The organism is Acinetobacter sp. UBA3025 (assembly GCF_002367915.1).
GTDB lineage: Bacteria > Pseudomonadota > Gammaproteobacteria > Pseudomonadales > Moraxellaceae > Acinetobacter.
In genome coordinates this window covers 1-9,669 of the sequence record NZ_DFDO01000040.1, presented here as the reverse complement: position 1 = coordinate 9,669, position 9,669 = coordinate 1, and the positions used below count along the sequence as shown (strand labels likewise).

General features: G+C 41.7%; 13 protein-coding genes and 1 other RNA gene. 8 read left to right on the top strand and 6 right to left on the bottom strand.

Annotation, left to right across the window (positions count from 1 at the left end; genetic code table 11):
- Positions 1-38: 38 nt before the first annotated feature.
- The 4 genes from B4J23_RS01690 to lpxA are packed head-to-tail and all read left to right on the top strand — an operon-like array spanning position 39 to position 2,880.
- On the top strand, positions 39-530 hold the full coding sequence (locus B4J23_RS01690) for an OmpH family outer membrane protein (RefSeq protein ID WP_034702657.1): 492 nt from the start codon (positions 39-41) through the stop codon (positions 528-530).
- A 3-nt stretch (positions 531-533) separates the two neighbouring features.
- Entirely contained in the window at positions 534-1,604 is a 1,071-nt protein-coding gene (gene lpxD / locus B4J23_RS01685) for a UDP-3-O-(3-hydroxymyristoyl)glucosamine N-acyltransferase (protein WP_125278336.1), read from the top strand.
- 5 nt (positions 1,605-1,609) lie between these two features.
- Entirely contained in the window at positions 1,610-2,095 is a 486-nt protein-coding gene (fabZ, locus tag B4J23_RS01680) for a 3-hydroxyacyl-ACP dehydratase FabZ (protein WP_171064833.1), read from the top strand.
- On the top strand, positions 2,092-2,880 hold the full coding sequence (lpxA, locus tag B4J23_RS01675) for an acyl-ACP--UDP-N-acetylglucosamine O-acyltransferase (protein ID WP_004786156.1): 789 nt from the start codon (positions 2,092-2,094) through the stop codon (positions 2,878-2,880). The genes fabZ and lpxA overlap by 4 nt, the downstream gene beginning before the upstream one ends.
- Positions 2,881-2,948: 68 nt before the next feature.
- Here the strand turns inward: lpxA and B4J23_RS01670 are convergent, their stop codons facing one another.
- A complete protein-coding gene (locus B4J23_RS01670; RefSeq protein ID WP_125278335.1) occupies positions 2,949-3,752 on the bottom strand; it encodes a YbgF trimerization domain-containing protein in 804 nt (267 codons plus the stop codon).
- Between the two features lie 295 nt (positions 3,753-4,047).
- On the opposite strand from B4J23_RS01670, the gene ffs reads away from it, so the two are divergent.
- An RNA gene (gene ffs / locus B4J23_RS01665) (signal recognition particle sRNA small type) lies at positions 4,048-4,144 on the top strand.
- 305 nt (positions 4,145-4,449) lie between these two features.
- Here the strand turns inward: ffs and B4J23_RS01660 are convergent.
- The 4 genes from B4J23_RS01660 to B4J23_RS01645 all read right to left on the bottom strand — a co-directional run bounded on the left by B4J23_RS01660 (position 4,450) and on the right by B4J23_RS01645 (position 7,448).
- The gene (locus B4J23_RS01660; RefSeq protein WP_125278334.1) at positions 4,450-5,064 is read right to left on the bottom strand and encodes a regulatory protein RecX; all 615 of its coding nucleotides are present in this window, start codon (positions 5,062-5,064) and stop codon (positions 4,450-4,452) included.
- Between the two features lie 75 nt (positions 5,065-5,139).
- The gene (gene recA, locus B4J23_RS01655; RefSeq protein WP_004786150.1) at positions 5,140-6,183 is read right to left on the bottom strand and encodes a recombinase RecA; all 1,044 of its coding nucleotides are present in this window, start codon (positions 6,181-6,183) and stop codon (positions 5,140-5,142) included.
- A 145-nt stretch (positions 6,184-6,328) separates the two neighbouring features.
- The gene (locus tag B4J23_RS01650) at positions 6,329-6,769 is read right to left on the bottom strand and encodes an RNA-binding S4 domain-containing protein (protein ID WP_125278333.1); all 441 of its coding nucleotides are present in this window, start codon (positions 6,767-6,769) and stop codon (positions 6,329-6,331) included.
- Positions 6,762-7,448 (bottom strand): HAD hydrolase-like protein, encoded by a 687-nt coding sequence (locus B4J23_RS01645; protein WP_291358580.1) that lies wholly within the window; start codon positions 7,446-7,448, stop codon positions 6,762-6,764. The genes B4J23_RS01650 and B4J23_RS01645 overlap by 8 nt, the downstream gene beginning before the upstream one ends.
- A 12-nt stretch (positions 7,449-7,460) precedes the next feature.
- On the opposite strand from B4J23_RS01645, the gene B4J23_RS01640 reads away from it, so the two are divergent.
- The 3 genes from B4J23_RS01640 to B4J23_RS01630 all read left to right on the top strand — a co-directional run bounded on the left by B4J23_RS01640 (position 7,461) and on the right by B4J23_RS01630 (position 9,365).
- Positions 7,461-8,312, top strand: coding sequence for a 3'(2'),5'-bisphosphate nucleotidase CysQ family protein (locus B4J23_RS01640; RefSeq protein ID WP_125278331.1), 852 nt, complete (start codon positions 7,461-7,463; stop codon positions 8,310-8,312).
- A gap of 60 nt (positions 8,313-8,372) precedes the next feature.
- Entirely contained in the window at positions 8,373-9,122 is a 750-nt protein-coding gene (locus B4J23_RS01635) for a histidine phosphatase family protein (RefSeq protein ID WP_125278330.1), read from the top strand.
- A gap of 120 nt (positions 9,123-9,242) precedes the next feature.
- A complete protein-coding gene (locus B4J23_RS01630) occupies positions 9,243-9,365 on the top strand; it encodes a hypothetical protein (RefSeq protein WP_004786141.1) in 123 nt (40 codons plus the stop codon).
- Positions 9,366-9,504: 139 nt separating this feature from the next.
- On the opposite strand, the gene rpsT is transcribed toward B4J23_RS01630, so the two are convergent.
- Positions 9,505-9,669: 30S ribosomal protein S20 (rpsT, locus tag B4J23_RS01625; protein WP_291358591.1), on the bottom strand; the 165-nt coding region annotated here is incomplete at its 5' end.

Sequence of the window (9,669 nt, the reverse complement as noted above, 5' to 3'; positions counted from 1 at the left end):
CAGGTTTTGTGAGCAAAATTTTTTGAATGGGTAAAAACATGAAAAAAATGATGATGGCAATGGGTATTGCTTTAGCGGGTTTAACTTCATTGTCACATGCCGATGATTACGGAATCGTTGATCTGGAAAAAGTAGTACAAAACAGTACCTATTTAAAGCAGCAAAATGCTACTCTGGAAAATGAAATCAAGCCGCAAACCGCACAGATTGCACAGTTTCAAAAAGACCTTGCTGCAATCAAGCAAAAAGGTCAGGCTGCAAAAACACCAGCAGAACGTGAAAAAATGGCCAAAGAATTTGAAGGCAAAGCGACTCAACTGGCAGGGGTGCAGCAACAGGTACAGGCAACCGTGCAAACGCGCATGCAAAGTGTAAATAAGGCTTTTGAAGGAAATCTGAAGCGTGCTGCTGAACAATTGCGCCAAGAAAACAAGCTAGATGTGGTTTTAAATAAAAATTCCGTACTTGCTTATGACGCGAAGTATGATTTAACTGATAAAATGATTCAAAAGGTTAATGCAATTAAATAATCGATGAATCATCAAAAACTTCAGTTAGCTGACCTCGCTCGTCTTGTCCAAGGTGAGTATGTAGGTCAGGCAGATTTATGTTTGAGAGGTTTGGCAAGTCTTGAAAATGCAACCTCTCATGACCTTGCATTCGTCAATGCAGATAAATATCTGGAACAGGCAGCTCAGAGTAAGGCAGGCGCTTTAATTGTGACTGCTGAATTAAAAGAGCAGCTAACTTCCCAGCAGAACTTCATTGTCGTGGCCAATCCTTATCTGGCTTTTGCAATTCTGACTCACGTTTTTGAGAAAAAACATACGACTCAGGGAATTGAAAGTACCGCACAAATTCATCCATCTGCCATCATTGCTGACAGTGCCTATATTGGCCACTATGCCGTCATTGGTGAGAATTGTGTGGTGGGTGAAAATACCATTATCCAGTCACACGTTCAGATTGACGACCAGGTTGAAATTGGCCGGGACTGTTTTATTGATGCACATGTGACTTTAACAGGTGCTACAAAAATCGGTAATCGTGTTCGGATCCATGCCAATACCGTGATTGGTAGTGAAGGTTTTGGTTTCGCACCTTATCAAGGGAAATGGCATCGAATTGCCCAGTTGGGTTCAGTCTGTATTGCAGATGATGTCCGGATCGGTTCAAACTGTAGTATTGACCGAGGTGCACTGGATGACACAATTCTGGAGCAAGGTGTCATTATTGATAATCTTGTGCAAATTGCCCATAACGTCAAGATTGGTGAAAACACTGCGATCGCAGCCAAATGCGGGATTGCTGGCAGTACCACGATTGGCAAAAACTGTATTCTCGCGGGGGCTTGTGGGGTAGCAGGACACCTACATATTACCGATAATGTGACCTTGACAGGAATGTCAATGGTGACAAATAACATTACTGAAGAAGGTACTTATTCTTCAGGCATGGGATTGTTGCCAAATCAGCAATGGAAACGCACAGTGGTTCGCTTAAGACAATTAGCAGATGTGCCATTGACCCAGTTAGTGAAACGATTGGATCATATGCAATCTCAAATTGAGTCCATTGAATCAACATTTAAGTTGCGTAAATAATTATGATGACAGAGTCGAATTTGCCTACATTCACGAAGCCTGAATTGCCAATGAATATTCAAAAGATTCGTGAATATTTGCCCCATCGCTATCCATTCTTACTGGTTGATCGCGTTGTCGATATTACCGAAAATGGCATTGTTGGTTATAAAAACGTCTCAATTAATGAAGAGTTTCTGCAAGGCCATTTTCCGAACTATCCAATCATGCCAGGCGTATTGATTGTAGAGGCATTAGCACAGATCTCAGGTATCCTTGGTTTTGTCATGAATAATGAAACTCCAAAAGAAGGTTCATTATTCCTTTTTGCTGGCGCTGAAAAGGTTCGATTTAAAAAACAAGTGGTTGCTGGTGACCAATTAGTACTTAAATCTGAATTAGTGATGCAAAAACGTGGCATTTATAAATATAATTGCATTGCCACAGTAGATGGCATTGTCGCAACAACCGCGGAAATTATGGTTTCCCATCTGAAAGTCGAGCAGGCATGAGCAATAATCCCCTAATTCATCCAACTGCCATCATTGACGCATCTGCAGTAATTGCTGCAGATGTACAGATTGGCCCTTACTGTATTATTGGGCCAAATGTCACGATTGGTGCTGGTACCAAACTGCATTCACATGTCGTAGTAGGTGGTTTCACACGTATTGGTGAACATAATGAAATTTTTCAGTTCGCCAGTGTCGGTGAAGTCTGCCAGGATCTGAAATATGCAGGTGAGGAAACCTGGCTGGAAATTGGTGATTATAACAAGATCCGTGAACACTGCAGTCTGCACCGTGGTACGGTGCAAGACAAAGGTATTACCAAGATTGGCAGTCATAACCTGTTAATGGTAAATACCCATATTGCACATGACTGTATGGTTGGTGATCATAATATTTTCGCAAATAATGTCGGTGTGGCGGGTCACGTACACGTAGGCGATTATGTCGTGATTGGTGGTAACTCAGGTATTCACCAGTTCTGTAAAATTGACTCTTACAGCATGATTGGTGGTGCTTCACTGATTCTGAAAGATGTTCCTGCCTATGTGATGGTATCGGGTAACCCGGCCCATGCATTTGCCATGAATGTTGAAGGCATGCGTCGTAAAGGCTGGTCGAAAGACGTGATTAATGGTTTACGTGAATCCTTTAAGCTGATTTACAAATCTGGCTTAACGACTCAGGAAGCCATCGAGAAAATCCGTAACGAGATTCTTCCAGAAGTTTCTGAAGCACAACGTCTGATTGATTCACTCGAACAATCAAAGCGTGGCATTGTGCGCTAAGCTAAAGAAATGAAAGTAGAATTAAAAAAAGACACCTTCGTGGTGTCTTTTTTTATGGGACTTTTTATTTACTTCAAAAATTTAACTTCTTCAGCTTTCGGATAGTTCTTGAGTAGTTTCGCTTTATATTGCGAAGCAAGAGTAGTGTTCTTTTCTACATCCTTACTAATATTATAAAGCTGATAAAGGGCAGTAGAGGCTTTTGCAGAATTTGGATAGCGGTCAACCACAATCAGATAATTCTTCTTTGCTTCATTAAAATTCGGTGGGTCAATCGACAGGTTAAATTCGGCTAACCAGAAGTGAGCATTGCTGATATAGACGCTATTCGGATTATTCTTGATGAAATTCTGCATGGGTGCAATGGCTTTAGCTGCACCACCATTTTTATAGGCATCCAGTGCAATGGTATAAGCCGCTTTTTCCTGCTCACTCGGCTGTTGCGTTGTAGATGCCTGATTGGTCGCTACTGGAGCATTAGAGCTTACACTGGGAGAAATATCCTGTTGGTTATCCTCCGCGGGAGTATCTTCAGCAGGTTCAATTTTTTGCTGCAATAGTTCCAGACGTTGATCTAGATCGGCATAGCGGTTGGTTAATTCGCTCTTTAATCTCTCGATCTCATTTTCTTGTTCTTCGATTTTTCCACGTAAACTGCGTAGATCATTTTCAAGCTGCTGGTTTTTTTGCATAAGCTGCCAGCTGGTATTGGTCTGAGGTGCATCTGCGCCTGTAGCAATGGCAGATTGAGTGCTGATATTATTTGATTGAGCACCTTGGCTGAGTCCACGTGATTCGATAGGAATCGCAGCAAAAAGAGAGGTTGTACAGAGTGCAGTGAGGGCACACAATACCTGTTTCTTAAACATCATATAAGTTCCATGATTCTTGGCGAGATTATGTATCCGCAGCTCATTTATTCTAAAAGAGATAACCCGTTAATAGCTTCACATTTAAAACGGCATTTTTAGAAATTGCAACAAGGTTTTACAAAGATCATGTGAATTTCGATATTCATGAATTAATTGTGAAGAGTGTTAAAAATTCAGCATATTAGGATATATTGTTTTTAAAATAATCAAACGGATAGCTTATACTGAAAATTTGAAATACAGGCCTTGCAACTTCAATAAAAATCTCTATACTCTGTTCCTGTAATGGTAGCCCTGCCGGTTACTTCGCAATTGTACTCTATGAACCCCGCCAGGACCGGAAGGTAGCAACGGTAGTAGATCTATGATGTGCCGGAGCTTTGCTGGTAGGGTTGCCACCAGATTTATAATTATAAAATTTATCTATTCTCTCTTTATTTTTCAATCTTAATTTCTATTGTTTTCTATTCCTTTTAATCTTTACTTTACTTTCAATCTTCTATTCAGAGCTGCTTTCGTGGATGCCTATATTGTTTGGAATATTCAAATTCAATCATAAAAATAAATTATCTTAATTTGAGCTTTTGAAAGCTTTTTGCTGTTTGAGATTAATTGTAATAAGAGAAACTATTTAAGTAGAATGGCAAAGAGGGAAATAAAAATAGCCTAAGCATATTTTTTCACAAATACAAAGGAATTAATCTTCGGCCTTGCGGCTAATCGCTTTCATGATCGCATCCATTTCAAAACCACGATACATCAGAAAACGGATCTGCTTAGCTTTAAGTTTTGGATCTTTCGTCACTTCTGGACCATATTTTTTGAGTTTCAGTTCATAAGCCTGTTGTACCCAGTCCGTTTCTTTCAGTTCTTCACTGATCAGGGCAGTATCAATCTTTTTGCTTTTCAGCTTCATTTTAATCTGATTGGGGCCTTTGCCTTTACGCTTTTGGCTCGATAACATGATTTCAGCAACACGCTGGTCGCTCTGATAATTTTCTCTAGATAGTTCCTCAACCAAAGTGACCACTTCATTACGATCTTCTGCATAAAGCGCCAGTTTTTCGATAAGTTCAGCTTTGGAGTATTCCTTGCGAGTCAGTACAGCAAAGGCGTAAGAACGCAAACGGGAGCCGGTTAGACCGGTTTTTTTCTGCTCTTTATCGGAGTTACCAAATAAGCTGTCTTCCGGACCAAATTCTGGCAAAGCTTGTGACTCAACAGGTGAAGAAGTAGCTGAGTCTTCAGCATCACCAAACTGCTGTTTAATCGCATCATAGTCCAAAAGTTTGCTGAATTTTGCGTCTGACATATTGATCTCGATAAAAATATCTATTCCATAATAACAAAAACGCCCCGTAGGGCGCTCTGTTATGACGTTCAAGGATTATGCATCCAGAAAGTCTGCTGGTTCTTCTTCGTCTTTATCTTCGACTACTTTGCCTGTAGTAAGCAGTTGCTCACGGATCAGTTTTTCAATAGTATCCGCCAGCTCTTTGTGTTCTTCAAGATAACGGATGGTATTGTTTTTACCTTGGCCAATCTTGTCGCCTTGATATGAATACCATGCACCTGCTTTCTGAACAATTTCTTGCTGTACTGCAAGGTCAATCAGTTCACCAAGATGGTTAACACCTTTACCATACAGAATCTGGAACAGAGCTTCTCTGAATGGAGGTGCCATTTTATTTTTCACAACTTTGACTTTGGTTTCAGAACCTACAATCTCATCGCCTTCTTTTACCTGACCGATACGGCGAATATCCAGACGTACCGAAGCGTAGAATTTAAGTGCATTACCACCAGTAGTCGTTTCTGGGCTACCGAACATTACACCAATCTTCATACGGATCTGGTTAATGAAGATCACCATACAGTTTGAACGCTTGGCATTACCGGTAATTTTACGCAGTGCCTGGCTCATCAAACGTGCTTGCAGACCCATATGTGAGTCACCCATTTCACCTTCAATCTCGGCACGAGGCGTCAATGCAGCAACAGAGTCGACTACGATCAGGTCAATCGCACCGGAACGCACCAGCATGTCAGCGATTTCAAGTGCCTGTTCACCGTTGTCTGGCTGAGAAACCAGCAGGTTATCAATATCTACACCGAGTTTACGGGCATATTGAGGGTCAAGCGCGTGCTCGGCATCGATGAATGCACATGTACCGCCAGCTTTTTGACATTCAGCAATCGCTTGCAATGTCATTGTGGTTTTACCTGAAGATTCAGGACCATAAATCTCGATAATACGGCCTTTCGGTAAACCACCAATACCGAGTGCAATATCAAGCGTTAAAGAGCCTGTAGATACAGCTTCAACTGCTTGCACGGTATTGTCACCAAGACGCATCACTGTGTTTTTACCAAACTGTTTTTCAATCTGGCTTAAGGCAGCATTGAGCGCCTTGTTTTTATTCTCATCCATCTTACAACCTCAATACGATGTCACAAACTTAGTACTCAAGTGGATGTCTTACATTAGAGCTTCGTTCCACAGGAATATAGTGACAGAAATTTCCCTTGTGTTCTATAAAATCCAGCAGTGTTACGACACATGCTGACGCTTGAATTTAATCATCATTATATGACCAATGTTGATCAAAGTTCTGACTATTTTCATTCTTGAATCGACTGATGTCTCTACGATCTTTTTTGCTTGGCCGATGATCGGGACGCGCTAAATTATGCAACTTTCTTTGTGATGCAATCAATTCCCGGCGAGCGATACTGACTTCAGTTTCTTCATACAGTTTCTGTGCCACAGGTGCAGGACCACGAACATCAGAAAGTTCTTTTACAACTACGGTTTTTTTCTCGATACCTTGCTGAATCGTCAACTCCATACCCACACGGACTTCGCGAGATACTTTTACACGCTCACCATTATGATGGACTTTACCGCCCTCAATAGCATTCTTGGCAATGGAACGGGTTTTAAAAAAACGTGCTGCCCACAGCCATTTATCTATACGCATGCCTACCGCATCTTCGGGTAAAGACGATTTACGCATATTGCTTGTTTACCTCAGACTGATTTAAATGAGTGATTAACTCTGTTAATTGGTGCAGCATCGGGTAATTACAAGTCTGGCGCGCAACTTTACTGGAAGATGGTTGCTGGATGCAGAACAGGTTCTGGATGCCATAAGCCTTGGCGCCATTCAGGACTTTTTCGGTATCATCAATAAAATAGACCTGCTCAGGATCAAAGGGGTGCAAAGCATTCAGACCTTGCCAGAATTCTACAAATTCCTTGGCATGTCCAATGCTTTCCGAGCTGACAATGACATTGAAATAATCTTTGAGATTCAGATGATCCAGTTTTAAGGCGAGTCCTGCACAGTCGGCATTGGTGGCAAGCCAGATCGGATAGCCATTATTATTAAGATAATCGAGTAATTCCAAGCAATAAGGGCGTAAGCTAACTTTATCTTTATGCTCAATTTGCATGGCCAGAACATCGACTTCGACTTTAGCCGTCCAGAAGCGAGAAGAGTACCAGTTTAGGGTATGATTATGTTGCTGATAGAATGCATAAAGCGTTTCGCGGCTCTGTTCCAGACTACAGCCATGTGTTTCAGCATAACGGACCGGTAATAACTCGTTCCAGATGAAATCATCGTAGGCAAGATCAAGTAAAGTTCCGTCCATATCAAAAATGACAGGCGGTTTTTCTGAGCAATTCGACATATAAGGTTTTCTATGTTTAAAGCGACAATAGCACCACAAGATCCGATGATTTTGCAGTTTGTGCCCATTTTGACACAGGCCTGTGAAATTTTGCGAGAAGAATATCAGCGTTATTGTTCAGGTGCTGCGTTTGATATTGTCAAGAAAAGTGATGATTCTCCTGTGACCCAGGCAGACTATCGGGTGAATAGTTATTTAACCCAAGCTTTAGCGGAAATCTCAGAATTGCCTTTATTGTCAGAAGAGGGGCAGCAGGATCAGCGTCATGCCTGGACGGATTTCTGGTTACTAGATCCTCTGGATGGCACTAAAGAGTTTTTGCATCAGCGCCCAGAATTCACGATTAATCTCAGTCTGGTCAGAGGCAGTCTGACTACCTTTGCTATTTTGGCGGTTCCTGCACAGCAGCTAATTTATTTCTGTCCTGAAGAAGGCTTGCCGATTAAATACGATATTCAGAATCAGGCATGGTTTGACTATGAGGCAGCTACCGATCATCAGGATGTCTTTGTCGGTCTGAGTCAGAGCAGTCAGCAAAAACCAAAATATGTCGAATATCTGCAAAGTCTGGCTAAACTTAGCGCGTACACCGAGTTCAAGGCAGGAAGTGCCTATAAATTCTGCATGATCCTTGAAGACCGAGTAGACATCTATCCGCGTTTCCATCCAACCTCTGAATGGGATACCAGTGCCGGTCAATGCATGCTTGAGCGGATTGGTGGAGGGCTGGTTGATCTTGAAGGTCGGCCATTCATCTACAACCAGCGCAAGACCTTACTGAATGGCGGATTTATTGCCTATAAGAATGAAGCTATGAAAATACTAGCCTTACAGGCACTGGCGGACATGCAAGACAATGATTGAGCTCATAGCCGTTCATGGTATAGTGAGGAAGATTCCGTTGATAGATCAGTTGGCAAGATTGTGGCATTAAAACTGCTTCCACCAAGTATGCTCAGTGCAATAGATTTATTGCCTGATACCAAGACACCTGTGACTCTGTTTACGCGGCATTCTCTGCGTGAAGATGTCGCTGGTCAGGGACTGGCAGGTTATGATTTGCAGTTGACGCCGCAAGGACGTGATCTGGCGCAGGAATGGGGCGCTTATCTGGTCAATCAGACAGATCGGCATATCCAGCATTGTATATCGAGTCCGATTCAGCGCTGTGTAGATACCGCAGCATTGATGATCGAGGGGGCAGATGCAACGGATAAAGCACCGCATACCCATAAGATTGAAATCGTTGAACAGGGTTTGCTAGTTGAGCCAGGCAGCTTTGTACTGGATATTCAAAAAGCAGGGCCATATTTCAAAAAACAGGGGGCATTGGGCTTTATCAATAGCTTCGTCAATAATGCCTTGCCCGGAATGAAACATCCCATTAATGGCGTAGTGGATGTACTGGAATTAATTTACAACACTCATCCGAAAACGCTGTATGGACTCAGTCTGGCGGTCAGTCATGACACCATTCTGGCAGCGATGATTGCAGTGATATCTGGGCATCAGGAAGTCAGTCGTGAAGACTGGCCGAAAATGATGGAAGGTCTGTTTGTCTGGTTTGAAGGCGATGTATTTGAGGAATCTAAACTAAAATGGATCTGGCGTGGCAAAGTGCATGAGCTGGATATTTCCCAATTTCAGAATACCGAATTAAAGGTCAATAAATAATTCAAAGGCTCAATCATTTAGGTTGAGCTTTTTACATTTATCGTATGAAAGTGAAATAGAGTAATGATGAAATATCACTATGCTGATATTTAAACCAATTTTGGAAGCATAGGAGTCATCATGAAAATAATCACAATTTTAAGTCTGGTCGTTATGCTGGGATTAACTGCCTGTCAGCGTGATACAGACAATGCACAGCAAGACCAGACCACAACACCTCATTCTATGGATAAGGATGAATAGTTTATTCTGTTTTTGTCTAAGTAAAAGATTTCTATGACTAGAATTGGGAATAATCTGGTATTCATCATTCTTTATTGTTGATTTGGTATTAAATTTCAGGCACAAAAAAAGCCCTAAAAGGGCTTCTTTTGATTTGCGATTAGTTAGAAGCTAATGCTTTAACTTGCGCGTTCAAACGGCTCTTATGACGAGCTGCTTTATTTTTATGGATGATACCTTTGTCAGCCATACGGTCGATTACTGGAACAGCTTTTTTGTAAGCTTCAGTAGCAACAGCATAGTCGCCAGCAGCAATAGCAGCTAC